Raw genomic sequence first — 17,047 nt, 5'->3', positions numbered from 1 at the left:
AATTTGCCAAGTGCCTCAAATGAAGAATAGAGACATTCGAGTTATGGCACGGCATATTCATGCCGATTTATTTCAAAAAGTGAAAATTAAAATGGAAACTGAGGAATTTAAAGAAAAATTTCGAGAACGTTTATGGAAAATTGAAGGTGTTATGAATGAATTAAAAAACTATCATTGCCTTTCAAAAGCGAAGTATCGTGGTCTTGATAATATGCAGATCCAGGCCTACATAGCTGCTGTAGTGATTAATATTAAAAGACTTGTTAATTTTCTGTTGTTTTCAGTTATATCACATTGCATGATCAAAAATAGCGCATCTTTTACAACAGGCCGGTACCTTATCTAGCTCAAACGATAACACGCCTCATTAACCACGCAAAGGGCTGATATTTTCAGAAGGAGATTTTGCTAATGCGATAGAAAACATAAGAATGAAGAAAAAAACCTGACAAACCCCTGAAGACATAATAGAAATATTGAATTTGAAAATAATTGGTGCATACCACTATAATTCCAGACTGTAAGCAATACAATATCTGTTTACCGAGGACATTCATGAAAAAGGGCAAAGACATCTCGGTAAGTTTTGATGGTCTATATCTGATTCATCAAAATCTTCCTGGGAAGCAGGTTCAGCAAATCACTTTACAAGAAGCACTTTTATTTATCCCTTTGCAAGGAGAAATCAGCATTATTTTGGAGGGGAAAGCCCTGCAATTGGGTGTGAGTAAAATGTTATACCTGCCACCAAATCTGACGCATTCTTTTTCTTCCACTACTCAAAGAGGTGAGCGGCTAATTGCTTTGATTGATTCTAACAAATACCAAGCAAGCTTTTCTTCTTCAGTACCCTCAATTCTTCCAGTAGATCATTTGATAAAGGAACTACTCTTTTATTTATTACTCCACCCGAAAACAAACAATGCGCAATCGTTAATTCAGGTATTTTGTGAAACTTTGCAGGAAATATTTATGCAGACCTCCTCCAATTACATACAATCAGTGGAGCATTTAGAAGCAAAAGCGAGCGATCCACGTTTAAAAATAGCCTTAAATTACATGCGGGAGCACTTAGCAGAAAATATTAATATGAATGATGTGGCACGTCATTCCGGATTGAGTAGTCGTAGTCTTAATCGATTGGCAGCGATTGAAACGGGACTACAACCCAAGCAGTGGCTGATTCATTATCGAATAACAAAAGCAAAGGAACTCCTACGCCTATCTGGAAACTCCGTTACTCAGGTAGCCTTTAAGGTAGGCTATAATTCCTTAGGTCAATTCATTGCAACCTTTCGTACTCATACCGGGCAATTGCCTTCTGAATATCTCAATATGGCTAAAAACTGAAAATTAATGGCGAGTTTTTAGAATCATTTCTTTCTCCATGCTCATAAACTGCGTAGGTGAAACAACAAACCGTGAGGAGAAAATAGAATGATACGAAAACAAACAAGTAACTGGTCAAGAAATATAACTCTTTGTTTTGCAATGATCTTTCAGAGCGTGACTGCCCATGCTTACCATATTCCGAAGGCAACGCAGTCTGAAAGCGAAATTCAAATAGTACAAAAATATTTTGAAGCTCTAGCCACAGGTGACATGGCCTTGCTCGATAGCCTGCTTTCTGAAAATATCATTTGGCATCAACCTGGAAATGGTTCTTTGTCAAAAACTTATTACGGTAAGCAGGAAGTATTTTCACTATTTGGTCAATTTATGAAAATCAGTGAAAATACTTTCAAAATCGATGAAGTAAAAAATATCATGGCTAATAACCTCTTAGTAGCCGCTACCCTTCATTTCTCCGCCCATAAATCCAATGGCAGCAGACTGTCTATGGACGGAGTTGACTTGATGAAAATTAATAATGGTCAAATTGTCGAGGTCTATCTTTTTTCAGCAAACCAACCCGAAGAAGATGCTTTTTGGAAATCTGAAACGCAATTAAAACATTAAAGTCCATTGACAATTCGCCTAATGGTTACGTTCTGCTGCATGTCCGCAGGGTCCATGGATTCAGTGGACATGCAGCGGAATGTAGCCATGGTGAGGTTTCTAGCGGAAATGTCAACTCGTCACGGAGAATCGATTGGTTACTATATTCCAACACGCCATCATGCGGAAAATCTGAATTAGAACTTTTAAAACAAGCTGCGAAAAAGTTGGAAACCATATTAATTACTCAAAGCATTGAGGAAGATGAATTAATCTCGTAATTTTGTCGTTTGTGTGAAGAGAAAGATTAATGATAGAGCGTGTTCTGGTACTAGATGCAAATATACTAATCCGGGATGTTTTGGGTACCAAGGTTAGAGATTTTTTGATGCCTGACAATAGCATCCTTAGTGAAACAAAATACTTAAAGATTAAAAGAGCATCAAAAGCAAACCTATAAAATAACCGCTGTCACAAACATCCAAATAGCTCAAACACCTGTAACAATTAATCCTATCATGCTCATTGACATTGGAATGCTATGACCTGATATGTCATGTGCCAATGATGAATTAAGCGTAAAACATGTGTTCTTGAGACACTATAATTTTGACATTGAACAAGGAACAAATTGGGGGATTTCGTTACTATTAGAGTACCTTCGTAGTGCTTATTCAAAATGAATTTATTTATTTGAATTAGTTTCGGCTTAATCTGACACCACTACTTGAAAAGGTGAGAGTTTCCGGTTTTGATAGAAGTGCGAACTTTAAACAAAACCAAAAGGAAAACTCTCATGATAGATAATACAGTTAAAATTATTAAACATAAAGTTGGCTTATTAAACCTTGCTTAAGAATTAGGGAATGTATCTAAGGCCTGTAAAGTAATGGGCTTATCCAGAGATACTTTTTATCGCTACAAGTCGGCAGTAGAATCGGGAGGAGTTGATGCTTTATTCGACCAGAACCGAAGAAAACCTAATATAAAGAATCGAGTAGATGAAGCGATTGAACTATCAGTAAGGGAGTATGCAATAGCATATCCAGCTCAGGGCCTCATATATTATTTTTTAAATAGATTATATTTTGAAAGTCGCCAAGCTATACAGCCCATAACATGCGCACTTATTAGTAAAAAAGCGCACAAAGGGAAAATCCTAGTCTCTCCTAATATTAAAATATGAATATAAGGGGGCATTAATTTTAGGGTACTAAAAGTAATTGATAAAACAACCGCAAATATCAGGGTATATTTAAAATGTTTTCTATCTAACAATAATGCAAAGACAGATCCCAAAACTATCCCATATAATTCAGCGACTATGATTAGAAGAGGCCACCATCCTTTTGCATCCGGGTTGTTGTGTTCAATTAATAAGGAAGCTATAAATGCAAATAAAGTAGCATAGTTAATAATGAATAAATCTCTGTGAAAGCTATCTAAGGTTGATACTGATTTTTTTAAGTTTAATCGACTAGTCAATATCTCAGACCAGAATATTACAACTGTAATAAGAGGTAAAGTCATGGTTAGCCCTTCACTCCAATTGATTGGTGAACCATATACCATAATGAAAACAGCTGAAAGATACACAAAAATAAGAGCTGTCGAATAACGATTTAATTGATACATTATACTCCTTGTTTCTAAAAACTCCGGATAGAAAACAAATCTGGATTGAAAAGTATAAACGGGCGGTGTCATTTAAAGTGTGTAAGTAGCGCGGAGTAAAATTATTGTAGATCTGATTGAATCAAATTACACGTCTAATCTCTCACAACCTCTTCGAAGAGTCAAAATATTTGTTATAAAAATTATTTTTGTAATAAATAAATTCTCTGTGGCCGAAGCGTGATTAAATCTGAAAGCGATAATATATCAATGATTTTTGTTGTTATAGGTCACGGGGGGTTATAAAAACCAAAGATTTTTGTCCAGAGAAATGGTCAATCAAAACCTATAATCTTGCTCCAATAAGCAAGATCTTTTTAGCAATCAAATAGGATGTAAAATTTAAGAAAAGTAATATGATGTTTACATGTTATCCATATAAAAAATATGGAACCCTTTATACCGGCATTACAAGCAATCATGTGATGTAAAAAGGATTAATTAAAAATAATAAAGTAGAGATAAGATCCTTCCCTTTAGATCTATATAAAACGTTCACGTACATCTCATAATTGATTTGTGAATAAAAAAACAGTAGCTACCGAACTATCCTCTCCATTTTCATAGAAAAAAAATTGTATATTTTTGACATTAAGGATCTAACTCGTTTTTTAAAAGCATTAATACTTGACCTCTAAGGCTCATTCAGGCTAAAAAATACAGCTTTTTAAATTACAGGGAGTGGTTATGACTGAAGAAAAACGAGAAAAAATTTCCAATGTAGATGAGTCTAAATTAGGTGCAGATGTATATGAGAGTGCTGCTAAATTTAACTTGCAAATCGCTACTAAAGGCCCGGCAATCCTCTATGCACTCAGTAAAGCGGATCAAATGATTAACAACGATGTGGTCACCGGGGTGGGGGGATTGGTTGTTGGCGGAATTGGTTTTTTTGGCAATCGATATTATAGGAAAAAAGGTGAGGATTCTGCTTATTCTTATATGGGTCAATTAATGGGAGGAGCACAATTTGTTACGGGATTTTTGCTTCTCTCTTTTAAAGCAGCGGAAATATACACAAATACTGATGAGCCTAACCCGTTAATGGGAGTTATAAAAATGGCAGGAGTAGCATTAGCTATAACTCAAAGTACATTAATATTATTGAACTCTTATATATATGGTGAGGCTACACCTAAATCCGAGCCAGTAACAAGACCCAAACTTGATTAATTAACATACCCATCTCCCAATGCAACCAGAATAAGTTGAAGGTAAATTCTCTTGCTAATACTGGGTGATGGGGGCAAAAGATCCAGGAATTTCAGTTATCAGATTTAAGAGAATTATCAGTGTCTTATCGCAAATATTGTGCCCTACCATGATATTATTCACTATCCAAATTCTTAATGCAGATAAAACAACGTCCTATGCTAAAAAATAAAATATTCAATGGTACTCTTAATTTGGATAATAATAATTTAAAATTCATTGCTGATGGATTGTTAAGAGACTTAGGCAACTTAAAAGGAATCAATCTTTATAATCATCAGTTAAAAAATTTACCTGATGATTTATGGGCTATAAAATCGCTTAAGATCTTGAATCTGCGTAATAATAAATTAAAGTTACTTGCTGAAGAGATCGGCGATTTGTCTGAACTTCTTTATTTGGATTTGAGGAATAATAACGTAACAGAAATTCCTAAAAGCCTGCTGAAACTCCATAAATTAGAAAAATTAGACCTAAGGTGCAATAAATATTTAAATCAACCTTTTTGGCTTGAGGAACTTCAAAACAATGGGTGCATTATTCTCAACTGATGAGTTCATTTCCCTAACCCTAGATGATCTGTGAACCTGGTTAACCGCTTACAAATAAATGTTCGAAATTAAATTTCTTGCAGGAGCATCGGTTTCCAAATTTAATATTATTTACGCAGCAACAACACAAACCAATCAACCAGACTTTTAGAAAGGTCGGTGTTTAAATAATTTGTTTAAACATAATGCAAATTGAAGATGGAGTCGTAATAGAAATAACATCATCGGCATATATTGACTTGCTTCAAAATAAAAATTTGAATTTTTTGCTTTTTGTAGGGACGGTTGTTTGCATCCAAAATATTTCAATAAATTAGATCCTGGATCAGGGCAAACAATTTTTTTTTGACGTATCCATAATCTCACGCATTGCAGGATTTTCTGACAAGGACTCACGAATCTGCTTAAAAGTTTTATTCCCCGGATTTGTAAAAGCCTTAAGTACAAAAGCAATATTATCATCGTAGTTGGAATCTTGCGCTAAAATAATATCTTTTATTTTCATAATAGTAATTGCAACTTCTGACTCATTTGCAGGATTTAGCGTTGCAAGAATATCTTTTAATTCTTTTATTATTTTATGCGGGTTTCCATCGTTCGTGTCGAACATTTTATCATTTAATAAACAGCTTATTGCCATTATATTATTTGCTCTTTCATCGGGTTGAATAACTGTGATCTTAAATCGTGATTTAATCGAATCAAAACTACTATTAGCAGGTTTCTCTTTGGTGAGTATAGCAATTAATTCTTTTTGCGCTGTTATGGGCATTTTTGACTGTTCAATATATTGCATGATGTTCATGCTTTCATAAGTACAATCCTCAAAGGAAGAATAATAATCCGCTAGTATTCTTAAGGCTTCGATATCTCGCGTATCTGCGGTTTTAAATAATAATGGTTGTTCCTGAATCTCGCCTTGCCACTCCGTTTCAATAAATTTTTTCTCTGTTAAGTATTTTGGTTCTTCAGCCAATTTGCATTCCAGCAAAAAACTAAAAGCTGAGTAGTTTTTTCTTGAAAGTGCGCGTTCAATTGGAGTAAATCCATAGATGTCTTTTTTGTCAATGGCGGCAGGATTTTCAGAGTAAATTTTTTTTGTTTCTTCTATGTTGTTATACATAACCGCGTAATGGAGAGGAGAAAATAATTCTGAAAAATGATATTCTGGTGGTTTAAAATCAGGAATATTTGATGGGCTTAAGTCTATTGTTTTATCATAGCTGGAAAGATATGCGAAATTAAAGTTTTCTGATCCTCTTACTTTAGAATAAAATTCAACAAAATCTTCAGTTGTAGCAAATTCCACTAATTCATAAGGTAAATTGCTATCATAAAAAAGCCAGGTGTTTTGCGCAGTCAACATTAATGCGGTTTCGTGACTCTTTTCATTATCGAGGAATTCAACCATAATGTTCGGGATTGTTTTGTTAAACTCTAACCATTCGCTTAATTGGTTTTTTGTAAATTTTTTTAATTGTGGTACCGTATAATCCTCTAACGCTGGACCTAGTGGTAATATGATTGATTCATTAGAATTACTTTTGACTATATCAAACAACTTCTGCCGATCTCTCATGCGGGTTCCAGATATTGGACCAAGATTATCATGCTTAAACCAAGCTATATCATTTAAAAATTGCTCTATAACTTCAGTTGAATTTTTATATTTTTCTGCTAATCGCTTGCTGAGAGGAGCATCCTGATTGACAACGGTTCGCAAAATATCAAAAAATTCATCTTTTCTACCCTGTGTGCAATAAAGTAAAAATAAAAATCCTAAACCCGTGCACATTCCTCGCATACTAAGATATTTATTTTCTTCTCCTTGAGGATTATTGTTTCTTGAAAATGCATCCAGAATCGGCAGAAATCTGTTCTGGGATATATTGATAAATCTACGACTTTCAGAGGGGGCACCAGGAATTGCTTTTAAAAGGGAAAGAAGTGCGGGATTATCCAGTGACTGGTCCATGTCAAGGGCTGTTCTTCCAAATACATCGTGCGCATTGACCATTTCTTTAATAGGACAAAGAGGAGCATTAATTATAAAGCGGACAATATCCAGATTCCCATTACTTAGTTTAATAGCTATCTGTAATGCATTTAAACCATAAGTGTTAGTTTGTAAAGGGTTTGGTGTATGCTCAAACCAGCTCTGTAGAATACTTAAATTTCCTCCTTCTAGTGCTGCTCCCATTATGGATTCATTGTATTTCGGATCAATTTTCCCCCGGTTTTTTGCTAAAAACTCCTCAAACAATGTTGCATTGCCTTTCATGGCCGCATTAATAAGCGCATAATTTATTTCTTCTTCATCCTGAGGTTCAATAAATTCTTCTTTCTGTTCCATATTCAACGTCCCAAATAGATTGGTTACCTTTTATTTTAGTACAAAAAAAGTACGTTTAGATTAAAGAACGCGATCCTGGGAAACTAATTCTAATGCTCATCTATTAATAGAGTTTATCTACTCTATACTTATCGCAGCCTTGAATCTATTGTCAAAATGACTCTTTAAAGTTATTAAATTAAGTTCTAATGGTTTAGCATCATTTTTTAAGTACGATGGTTTAAACTCTATGAATTATAGCCAACACAAACCTTGTTTTATGGTCAGCATTTACGAATTAAAATGGTGTTGAAGCTCATAAAATGGTTCACAAACCTATCGATTTAGAGTTTTGTTAATCGGGTTATTTCTTAAGTTAAGTACTCTTAAATCCTTAAGGGTGGGACAGAGTCCAATTCATTATCCGAACATTCAATGATACCAATCATTTCAAGATTTCGAATTTCAATGGGTAGTTCCTTCAATTGGTTTTTCATTACAGACATCTCTCTTAAAAAAAGTAAAAATGATCCCCTATTGATATCAGGCCGCTTAAGATCTTGATTCTTTTTTTCGAAGAACAGAAAAAAGAATCAAGATCTTTAAGGACTATGCTTAAGCAGTTCTATTGCACGCTTGTTAAATGGAATGCTGGCAAAAACAGTTTAAAATTCATTCGCAGTTAAATTTTGCAGGGTCATTTTATGTGTGTACACGATCGGTCCTCCAGTGGTGAAGTAGTAGGTGTTATCTAATGATGAAATTTAAAAAGAGGTGGGCACACATCAAACGATCTTACTAAGATAAGCTAAATATGCTGCGACATACCTCATCTTAGCGAGAACCCGTTTAATCATTAAAACCAGGAAGCCAGTTCTCCTTTTATGCCATTGGGAGAAAATTATCGCAATGGCAATATTTTAACATGTGGTTTAAACTTAATTCATTGTATTGATTTTAATCATGGAAAGTATTTAGGACACCATGGTAAAAGAAATCATTTTTTACCGAGATATCGCCTGAAAAAGGGAAGTCCAGGCTAAACGCAATCCCCAAATTAAATCCCAGTACCACTGCCACCACGATGATAGGAATTACATCGATAAACTTTGAGCTGCCCCGGATAAACCCCAAGGTCAATGTTAAAACAAAGGAGCCAATAATGAGGGCCCCACTTAGCCTGCTGGGGATAACACTATGTAATTGGTTCATCCTGTCTCGCCGCAGTTTATGGATGCTATTTAGATTGTGTAGTGCCTGTGAATAATACAATTTTTCTAATTGAGTCTTAGGTGTAAAGGACTGCATGCTTTTGTATAACCCTATAAATGCATTGGCAGCCGATGGACTCTCTTTCCCCGCTTCCATACTCTTCCACTCATCTACCCTTACGGCAACCGTATAATCACGGATGGCCTTTGAAAGTTTTATTTGGGCTTCCTGTGGAAACACGGCAATATTGCGCATCATGACTGCGAGTGAATTAGCTTCCTGGGCGGCATTATCCTGCGCTTTTAACAGGTAATTCCAGGCAGTGATAATAACAAACGCCAATAATACAGAGAATCCACCGCTTAGGATGGCAATGATTGAATTGGAGCGTTCAAAATGATCTTTATCATTAGCTAAAGAAAAAAAACGAGAGGAAATAAATGCTGCGCTTAGGGTAGTAAAAACAAGAAAACAGATAAAAATAACCACTACCCACCAAAATGGAGTATGATCAATCAATTGCCTCAGCATCGCTCACCTAATCTAACGAATATGACTCGTTGTTTACCTTATCAGGAAGTGATTCCTTGAGCAATGCCATCACTAAAATAGATACGGCCAATCGATACCTGCCTTGATAATTAAATCACGCATTAGCATGCAATTTTGTATAGTTGACGACTATGTAATAAGTAGCAATTGTGGATAGGGCGCCAAAAAAGCACCACACCGATCCGAAGGCTAAGGCATAAAAAACTGCAGCGACAATAAAACCGATAATCGTTATCGCACCAATAATCCACATGCCCTTAATACTGGAAATAAAAAATGGGGTAATGACGGCTATGATGTATGCTATCGTTAAAACTATATCGAGGGTATAGGAATAGAAAACATGTTTCAGAGAAGAAACGCTATAGGTTAAGGCAAACATGGGGTAATCAATATGGTGGTCGCTAATAACGGCGGTATGCTGATGGGCGACCAGGCGAAATAAAATTTTACTCGCAGCAATAATGCCAATGATAAAAACAATAAGGAGTAAGTTTTTACGCTTTTTATCCTCTTCTAAAAGATACAAACAACCCGATAACCAAATTGGCCAAAAGGCACCTGCAAAAAATAGAAATCCATAAACCCCTATGTTGTTTAAAGGGCTCATAGAATCGCCCTGCATTAATGTAATCCAAACAATGCCTTCCAAAGCTTGTTGTACAGCAAAAAATAATGGGGTTAGTGCAAATAGAAATAAGGGATAAGTACGTGCTTTGAGCAAAGAACAAATACCAACAGCACCAATAACACCAGCAGCAGTAAAACTGGCAGAAGCTGAAAAGCACATAGGTTCATCCTGAAAGTGTAGGGGCTGTAACAATTACTATACCTTAAAAAAGGGTATCGCAAAAATGGTTGCAACAAACAGGACATATTCTTAATTCAAGAGGGGTGCTGCCTGTTACACAAATGCAAACAATCGACTAATCGACGCATTTTATGTACTATTGACCCCGGATGCGTTGCTCAATAATTAGCAAACGTGCTCAAGCGCTGGCATTTTCCTATTCCAATACAACGATTGTCTAATCACGAGGCATGGAGATTTAATGATAAGTTTAGAGTTGGTTTCCTTAAAAAAGGGTAGTTTCAGTTCCCTATTGTCCTGGGAACTATGTATTCAAGAATACAAAGAACAAGTCCAAGCTTTTTTTGAGCAGACTATTGGAGTTGATCGCATGACCGCCGCGCACCATGTGGTGTTAGTCAGCTTGAGTGAATTACTCAAAAATGCACTTGATGCAGATGCGAACACATTGTTTATTGAGGATGAGTCAAGTGGGAACGCATCAATACGTGTGTTTGATGATGGGAGTGGATTTTCACCAGAATTTTTAGGTAAAGATACGACTCATCTCGATTATGCCGTTAAGTTAGCAGGGCAATCCGCCATTATTTCTGAAAAAATAGGACGATCAAAATTAGGCGGTCATGGAAGAGGTTTGGCACAAGCCCATGAAGTGATTAAAAATTATGAAGGCAGTATTATCTGCTCTAATCGTTCCGATGGAAATCATGGGGCACATATTCGCTTTAATTCATCCATTACTCCGGTCTTAGCTGCCGATATTTATCAATCTTTTAATGCCGCATTACTGGCATTCAGCAGCCATTATTGCAGGTTTGACTCAGCAGAAGAGGCGGAAAAAGTAGTGGGTTCGATACTCGACAATTTTAGATTTTTTGCAACTGAGCGCCGGAAAAATAAAAATACTACGCCGCTAATGGCACAAGAACAAGACACTGCGCCAAGTCCGACTTCGTTGACTTAGCCAAAGCTGATATTGCTGCCATACCTGTATTTTTGATTATTAAGTTTATCAGGAATTATACTTAATAAAAATGCCTCCTTTGTGCTTATCCATCAGTGCCACGCACAAGAAGCACTGGTGTTGGGGCAATACGAACAATATTTTCTGCCACGCTACCGAGAAAGAGGCGGCTAAAGCCACGCCGGCCATGCGTGCCTACAACTAATAAGTCTGCAGGCCATTCTTTTGCTGCTTCAACAATTACCTCGGCTACCCTTCCTTGCAATGGTTTTAACTCCAGAATTAACGTATCAACTTTAGCAGGTGATTGGCTGGCTATTTTTGTTGCCGCGTCATTTAATAACTTTTCACCATCTTCCCTCCAGGACGCAATAATTGAAACATAGTCAAATGGTGGCCCACCATAATTGACAAAGCTCTCATCAATCACATGGATGATTCGCACATTAGTTATTTGACCCCTGGTAAGATTTATTACTTCTTCTATCAGGGACTCAGATATCTTATTATTCCAATCAAGCGCTAGCATAATATTTTTATACATTTTCATGGCTCCTTGCTCCTAAATTGGTTATGGCACAAAGGAACAAACGATAGACCGGCCCATTTCAGTTACTTTAGGCGACCAATTGTTATTCCCATATTTTACCTTATACATAAATGACATTATTTCTTAGTTTAAAATGAGTATCAAAAGGTGCGGATTGTTTCTGTAATGCCTTCAATAGCCATTGGCAATCTTTATCATTGGCATAGTTTAGTTTGAATTTTTTTCTCTCTAAAGGAATCAATTCAAGTTGTTGCAACTTTAATATCGCAGTATCAAATTCCAAAAAATACATCAGGCATAAATTGCTATTGAACTCCTTATGGCTAGTGATACCTTCATAATCATTAATTAAATCACCACAACCGTAGAAAATAGGGGTATCTTTATATAACTCGATACCTATAGGGTGGTGGGAAGAGTGCCCATGGATTAGGTTTACCCCTGTTGAATCAATGAGATTATGGGCAAAAGCCTGGTGTTGTAACGGGATTTGCTCTACCCAGTTTTCGCCCCAATGAATACTGATAATGCAAAAATCTTCTGGTTGCCTATAGGATTCAATCGTCTTTTTTACTTGTTTCAGCGTTTCAGTACCCAGATCGTTAAGTAACCAAACGCCTGATTGAGTTGCACTAGCCCCCCAATCCTTTGGAATACCACTGGAACTTGTCCCCATTGAGAAAATCAAGACTCGTCCAGGCATTCCGGGAATGAAAAGAATGGCAGGTTCTTGTGCCTGATGTATATTGTGTCCTGCGCCTGCATGAGCGATAGATTGTTTATTTAACGTTTCAAGCGTCTCATGAAAACCACTAATCCCCCAATCCAGGATATGGTTGTTGGCGAGGGAACATGCATTAATTCCTGCTGCTGTTACAGCATCAATATTTTCTGGATGCATTCGATACTGGATCCCTTTATTAATACAAGGGCTACCATCACGCGTCACGCTTGTTTCCAAATTAACAAGGCTTACATCTGGCTGTCGGCGATTCAGTTCTTTTAAAGCATCGCTCCACAAGTAATCCCCACGCTTAAAGCGGGGGATTTTTCCATTGATGCGTTCAGCAAGCAAAACATAATCTCTTGCATCTTGAATATAAGATTCGTAAATTTGCGGTTCAGCAGGATGTATCAATATTTGATCAATGCCTCTGCCTGTCATTACATCGCCGCCTAAAAAAATTTTTATCCGGGATTTTACTGGCATGTTAACCTTCCTCGCCAGGGAGCCCGTAATAGTTTCCCTTTAATTGCAAAATGTCATGAAAAAATTTTTTATCTATACTGAGTTTATATTTTTCAGCTAAATGAGCATGCGCAACTTCTTCACTTTCATCCAACATCCTATCTTTATGAAGAAAGGCAAGAACATCTTCGGCAACCGCCCATTGATAGATTAACCACTTCCATTCGGTTGTTTTCTCAGCCACAAAATCGACTTTAAATACGGTGTTTGGTTTTTCATGAATAACAGCTGTTTTAAGTAAAGCAGGATGCATGGCCTGGATATGGTTACATGCGGTGATTAATGTTTTCCCCGTATCGTTGACATCATCAATAAGCAATATTTTTTTGCCTTCGACCACGGTATTGACCGGCGCAATGATTTGCGTTTGTTCCAATTCCGTAGCCCCAGCCGTGTAGTGCTTGACTTGTATAGATCCTAAATGATGGATATTTAAAAAATCACAAATAAAGCGTGCAACTGGAAATCCACCTCGTGCAATAGCAATCACTGTATCAAAACTATAGGATGAGTTCATGATAAGTAAGCTAAGTTTATAACTTGCGAGATAAACCTCCTGTAAAGAGACTATTCTTGCTGAAAAATTCGGTTTCATATTATTTCCAGGTAAGCATTTCAGGAGCCTCCAGAGTAGATGAAGGGATCTCGCCAGCAAGCCAGTACATAATTGGTAATCCATTACTTAAATATTATTAATCTATAATTGTAGTATATTTTCCCAACAACGCCGGACAACCCGCAGCGCATCAATTCAATACTTGCCACTTTGCAGAAGGGGATGAGTTTCCTTAAGCCACCTTACGCAAGGCCTAAAAAACAATAAACAGGGTTTGAAACGTTAACTTGAATACATGGATTCAATAGAGCCCCTGTTCTAACAGGGGGGGCTTTTGCTACTCAAGCTATTGTCAAATTTTCCTTAAATTAACGTCTATGTGGTTTCGTAAGGAACAATGACAAGTTGCTTAATTCAATAGCGTGCATTAAGGAAATCCAGCCTGATACTTTGTCTATTTGCACTATGACTTTAATTCAGGCATGGGATGGCTATTGAATTTATAGTGAGTTGTCGAAAAAAGTATTTATTTTACCCTGACTGCAAAAGTTGCTCTCAGATTTTGATAATAATTTATTAAAAAAAGCGTAGTGGGTGGATAATTTTTTTTGTTGCGTGATTTCATTATTGTTTAGAACGGCTTGATGGCGTTTCGATTTATGATGATTTGATTTTGATAAGCAAACCCCATCAAATAAAAACTCGTTTCCAATAAAAGTAGTGATTTTTTTATAATGTAAAAGAGGATTTGTTTCATTAAAAGAATCTATATATTCATGGGAGGTGCCAATAAATTGATGGTCTTTTGCGAATATAAAAACAGGAGAAAAAGTCATAGCCAGGGGGCCTCTTTCGTGGGCATGGATTTTGGGGGCAACGACTTTATAAATTTGGTAGGCAAGAGTCGCTGTTTCAAATGGGTTATTTTCGGCTAAAGCGCCCTGAGGATAAACGGAAAGCGATCGTGTTAAATCTAGTTTTCCCGTGCTTTTTTCGTAGAATATGGCATTGTGTAACTTGGAACTATTTAATGAGCCACTATGGCAAGTAAACATATCTAGATGCCCGATACAAGAATACTTATTTAATAATTTGCCAAGCTCTTCTCCAGCAGTTCCAAGAGTCCAGTCTAAATATGTTTTGCTTTTATCAATATTGTTATGGCCAAAAATTGTCAAAGTTATGGTTTGATTTTCATGTTTATGATGATTTAAAACCTGTAACAAAGCATTTTTTTTAGTGACAATGCAGCATTTGCCAGGATGCTTTCGCATATAGATTGATAGGCTGTCAATGCCTTCCTTTGAGTTTAAGTCTCTGTTTGTAATATAAATTACATGGGATGCTTTTGGGGGATCTACGGTATCAGGATAAACCATAGGATGGTTTTGACAAACGAGATTAAAAAACTCCCGTGTATTATTACCACCACCAATGATTTTTTCGTATACGGTTGCTTTTTTATTCAATAATAATGGATTCTTCTCATAAATGGTTTGTACGATTTCTTTTTTATGAGCCTCATTTAAGCCATTCCATAATGTATCGATAAACGCAGTATGCCTGTATTTTTTGATTGGAATGCCACTCAAGATTACTTGATTGACAATATTCATGATAATTTGGAAGCAAAATGCAGAATTTTTCTTTTTAATTTCTTCATGGATGTGAAATTCACCTAAAGTTCTATTTGCTTTAAATCGTATTTCCGTCGGTAATTCTTTTTCATTACCATCGTCTGTGTTCTCTTGATAAGGAACTGGAGTGCAGAGGTATAAACGAAATCCATCCCGTTTGGCGCTCGTAGGATTAATTAATCGGAGTTCTCCTCTTCTTAGCGGAGCTAGATCTAGATGGGGCATTTATTTCAACCTATGTAACTATGGATATTCAAATTTTTCACCTCTTCAGGGACGCTGGAGATAAGTCGAAGCCAGGCAAGAAACAAACGGTTCAAACGCTTAAGCCTTCATGCAAATCCCCGACTTATTTTAGTTTTTCTAAATGTGCTGATGCAAACTATGTTTGCTCATGGTATTAGGTGCTGATTCTTTAGTTGAACGTTTAAAAAAACTGTATGGTAAAAGTTGCCCATTATCTTGGGGCGCTATGTTAGTGTCTTTTTTAGCTAATGTCACTTGGTAGTGGCTATTTTTTTGCTCAATTGATTTAGATAAACATATTCCTTCGAATAATAGGGGTTCTCCAATAAATGCGGTTATTCTTTTATAATGTAGAAGAGGGCTTTCCTCAGTAAAAAAACGATGTTGATAATACGGAGTTCCCTCGGAAGAGCCAATAAATCGTGATTCATTACAATGGATGTAACGTGGTGAAGCAGAGATGGCGACCGGTCCCCGTTTTTTTTCATGTATGGCGGGAAAAATTATCTGGCAAATTTGATGGGCGATAGTCCCGATTTCAAAAGGGTTATTTTCAGGGAGGGAGCTCTTGGGATAGACCGATAACGATCGTGACAGATCCTGTGCCCCATCACTTTTTTCAAAACATGAAGCCTCTTCGAGCCTTGTTACATCTAATGAACCACTATAACAAGTAAACAGGTTTAAATGGCCAATACATGGATGTGCCTTGACTATCTGGCCAAGCTTATTGCCAACAGTTTCAAGTGTCCAATCCAAACAAGTTTTCTCTTTATTAATGTTATTATCTGCAAAAATGACTAAAGTAATGGTTTGGTCTTTTCCTTCATGCAGCTTTAGAACATTTTCCAAGGCTGATCTATTATGAACAATACAGCATTCATCTGGATGGTTTGTAGTATATGCGGATACACTCTCTTTGCCCTGCCTTTTTGCATATACATCGGCATTAATAAAAATAATGCGTGATGCATGTTCAGGGGGTACAGTTGATGGTGTTGCAATAGGGAAATTATGACAAACAATATTAAAAAATTCTTTTGCGTTATTACCTTCTATAATGGTGTTGGAGACACTTTCTTTACTTGAAAGCAAAAAAGGTTTTTTCTCATAAATAGCCTTTATTACGTTTAATTTATGTTCATAAGTTAATCCATTCCACAATTGATTAATAAATGATTTATGTTTGTGTTGCGCCAATTGAATGTCATCGAGAATAGTTTTATTGATTATATTCATTATGATTTGGAAGCACACTGGAGAGTTTTTTTGTTGGATTGCCAAGCCAACACTTTTTCCATTAAATTTTTTATTCGCTTTAAATCTTATTTCTGGATCTAAGATTTTTACTACCCTTCCTTCCGTATCATGATGGACTGGGACGCAAGTATATAAACGAAACCCATCTGATTTGTTGGTAGCGGAATTAATTATTTTCAATGAGCCCGCGTGTTTTATAGAAGCCATATCTTGGGTTTTATCATACATTCCAGGGTTCCTTATTTTTGAGCACTAGGATAAAAAATAGTGTGCTTATTTTAACCAAACAAAGCCTGAATTTTC

15 protein-coding genes and 1 pseudogene are annotated in these 17,047 nt (G+C 36.4%); 7 read left to right on the top strand and 9 right to left on the bottom strand.

Going from position 1 to position 17,047, the window contains the following annotated elements:
• The 4 genes and pseudogenes from EKG34_RS08160 to EKG34_RS08145 form a co-directional block, all read left to right on the top strand.
• On the top strand, positions 1-346 hold a 346-nt coding region (locus tag EKG34_RS08160; protein ID WP_207222377.1), incomplete at its 5' end, for a transposase.
• Positions 347-555: 209 nt separating this feature from the next.
• A complete protein-coding gene (locus EKG34_RS08155) occupies positions 556-1,350 on the top strand; it encodes a helix-turn-helix domain-containing protein (RefSeq protein WP_003633636.1) in 795 nt (264 codons plus the stop codon).
• Positions 1,351-1,437: 87 nt separating this feature from the next.
• Positions 1,438-1,959, top strand: a complete 522-nt coding sequence (locus tag EKG34_RS08150) for a nuclear transport factor 2 family protein (RefSeq protein ID WP_003633634.1) — start codon at positions 1,438-1,440, stop codon at positions 1,957-1,959.
• 775 nt (positions 1,960-2,734) lie between these two features.
• Positions 2,735-2,995 (top strand): annotated as a pseudogene (locus EKG34_RS08145) (helix-turn-helix domain-containing protein); the annotation flags it as partial.
• An 8-nt stretch (positions 2,996-3,003) separates the two neighbouring features.
• On the opposite strand, the gene EKG34_RS18205 reads toward EKG34_RS08145, so the two are convergent.
• Positions 3,004-3,573: a hypothetical protein gene (locus EKG34_RS18205; protein WP_003633626.1), complete on the bottom strand. Its 570-nt coding sequence runs from the start codon at positions 3,571-3,573 to the stop codon at positions 3,004-3,006.
• A gap of 726 nt (positions 3,574-4,299) precedes the next feature.
• Here EKG34_RS18205 and EKG34_RS08140 point away from each other — a divergent pair.
• Together EKG34_RS08140 and EKG34_RS08135 are read left to right on the top strand one after the other, a co-directional pair.
• Positions 4,300-4,785, top strand: coding sequence for a hypothetical protein (locus tag EKG34_RS08140; protein ID WP_003633624.1), 486 nt, complete (start codon positions 4,300-4,302; stop codon positions 4,783-4,785).
• A 197-nt stretch (positions 4,786-4,982) separates the two neighbouring features.
• Complete coding sequence (locus EKG34_RS08135; protein WP_223800088.1) at positions 4,983-5,375, top strand: hypothetical protein; 393 nt, start codon at positions 4,983-4,985, stop codon at positions 5,373-5,375.
• Between the two features lie 325 nt (positions 5,376-5,700).
• Here EKG34_RS08135 and EKG34_RS08130 read toward each other — a convergent pair whose 3' ends face one another.
• The 3 genes from EKG34_RS08130 to EKG34_RS08120 form a co-directional block, all read right to left on the bottom strand.
• A complete protein-coding gene (locus tag EKG34_RS08130) occupies positions 5,701-7,728 on the bottom strand; it encodes an ankyrin repeat domain-containing protein (RefSeq protein ID WP_003633618.1) in 2,028 nt (675 codons plus the stop codon).
• 936 nt (positions 7,729-8,664) lie between these two features.
• Complete coding sequence (locus EKG34_RS08125; RefSeq protein ID WP_003633614.1) at positions 8,665-9,450, bottom strand: bestrophin-like domain; 786 nt, start codon at positions 9,448-9,450, stop codon at positions 8,665-8,667.
• A gap of 115 nt (positions 9,451-9,565) precedes the next feature.
• Positions 9,566-10,261: a DUF6629 family protein gene (locus tag EKG34_RS08120; protein WP_003633613.1), complete on the bottom strand. Its 696-nt coding sequence runs from the start codon at positions 10,259-10,261 to the stop codon at positions 9,566-9,568.
• Positions 10,262-10,523: 262 nt separating this feature from the next.
• On the opposite strand from EKG34_RS08120, the gene EKG34_RS08115 reads away from it, so the two are divergent.
• Complete coding sequence (locus EKG34_RS08115) at positions 10,524-11,246, top strand: ATP-binding protein (protein ID WP_003633612.1); 723 nt, start codon at positions 10,524-10,526, stop codon at positions 11,244-11,246.
• 85 nt (positions 11,247-11,331) lie between these two features.
• On the opposite strand, the gene EKG34_RS08110 is transcribed toward EKG34_RS08115, so the two are convergent.
• The 5 genes from EKG34_RS08110 to EKG34_RS08090 form a co-directional block, all read right to left on the bottom strand.
• On the bottom strand, positions 11,332-11,790 hold the full coding sequence (locus EKG34_RS08110; RefSeq protein ID WP_003633609.1) for a universal stress protein: 459 nt from the start codon (positions 11,788-11,790) through the stop codon (positions 11,332-11,334).
• A 106-nt stretch (positions 11,791-11,896) separates the two neighbouring features.
• Complete coding sequence (locus tag EKG34_RS08105; protein WP_003633607.1) at positions 11,897-13,006, bottom strand: CapA family protein; 1,110 nt, start codon at positions 13,004-13,006, stop codon at positions 11,897-11,899.
• Position 13,007: 1 nt separating this feature from the next.
• Positions 13,008-13,640 (bottom strand): phosphoribosyltransferase, encoded by a 633-nt coding sequence (locus EKG34_RS08100; protein WP_003633605.1) that lies wholly within the window; start codon positions 13,638-13,640, stop codon positions 13,008-13,010.
• Positions 13,641-14,101: 461 nt separating this feature from the next.
• The gene (locus tag EKG34_RS08095; protein ID WP_012978741.1) at positions 14,102-15,463 is read right to left on the bottom strand and encodes a hypothetical protein; all 1,362 of its coding nucleotides are present in this window, start codon (positions 15,461-15,463) and stop codon (positions 14,102-14,104) included.
• 138 nt (positions 15,464-15,601) lie between these two features.
• Positions 15,602-16,972, bottom strand: coding sequence for a hypothetical protein (locus EKG34_RS08090; protein WP_003633600.1), 1,371 nt, complete (start codon positions 16,970-16,972; stop codon positions 15,602-15,604).
• Between the last annotated feature and the right edge of the window lie 75 nt (positions 16,973-17,047).

The organism is Legionella longbeachae (assembly GCF_004283175.1).
Taxonomy (GTDB): Bacteria; Pseudomonadota; Gammaproteobacteria; order Legionellales; family Legionellaceae; genus Legionella; species Legionella longbeachae.
This window is presented reverse-complemented; position numbering and strand designations above follow the sequence as displayed.

Excerpts from the sequence above, each read along its gene's own strand:
- EKG34_RS08155 (WP_003633636.1), top strand. The coding sequence starts at position 556 with ATGAAAAAGGGCAAAGACATCTCGGTAAGTTTTGATGGTCTATATCTG.
- EKG34_RS08150 (WP_003633634.1), top strand. The coding sequence starts at position 1,438 with ATGATACGAAAACAAACAAGTAACTGGTCAAGAAATATAACTCTTTGT.
- EKG34_RS18205 (WP_003633626.1), bottom strand. The coding sequence starts at position 3,573 with ATGTATCAATTAAATCGTTATTCGACAGCTCTTATTTTTGTGTATCTT.
- EKG34_RS08140 (WP_003633624.1), top strand. The coding sequence starts at position 4,300 with ATGACTGAAGAAAAACGAGAAAAAATTTCCAATGTAGATGAGTCTAAA.
- EKG34_RS08135 (WP_223800088.1), top strand. The coding sequence starts at position 4,983 with ATGCTAAAAAATAAAATATTCAATGGTACTCTTAATTTGGATAATAAT.
- EKG34_RS08130 (WP_003633618.1), bottom strand. The coding sequence starts at position 7,728 with ATGGAACAGAAAGAAGAATTTATTGAACCTCAGGATGAAGAAGAAATA.
- EKG34_RS08125 (WP_003633614.1), bottom strand. The coding sequence starts at position 9,450 with ATGCTGAGGCAATTGATTGATCATACTCCATTTTGGTGGGTAGTGGTT.
- EKG34_RS08120 (WP_003633613.1), bottom strand. The coding sequence starts at position 10,261 with ATGTGCTTTTCAGCTTCTGCCAGTTTTACTGCTGCTGGTGTTATTGGT.
- EKG34_RS08115 (WP_003633612.1), top strand. The coding sequence starts at position 10,524 with ATGATAAGTTTAGAGTTGGTTTCCTTAAAAAAGGGTAGTTTCAGTTCC.
- EKG34_RS08110 (WP_003633609.1), bottom strand. The coding sequence starts at position 11,790 with ATGTATAAAAATATTATGCTAGCGCTTGATTGGAATAATAAGATATCT.
- EKG34_RS08105 (WP_003633607.1), bottom strand. The coding sequence starts at position 13,006 with ATGCCAGTAAAATCCCGGATAAAAATTTTTTTAGGCGGCGATGTAATG.
- EKG34_RS08100 (WP_003633605.1), bottom strand. The coding sequence starts at position 13,640 with ATGAAACCGAATTTTTCAGCAAGAATAGTCTCTTTACAGGAGGTTTAT.
- EKG34_RS08095 (WP_012978741.1), bottom strand. The coding sequence starts at position 15,463 with ATGCCCCATCTAGATCTAGCTCCGCTAAGAAGAGGAGAACTCCGATTA.
- EKG34_RS08090 (WP_003633600.1), bottom strand. The coding sequence starts at position 16,972 with ATGTATGATAAAACCCAAGATATGGCTTCTATAAAACACGCGGGCTCA.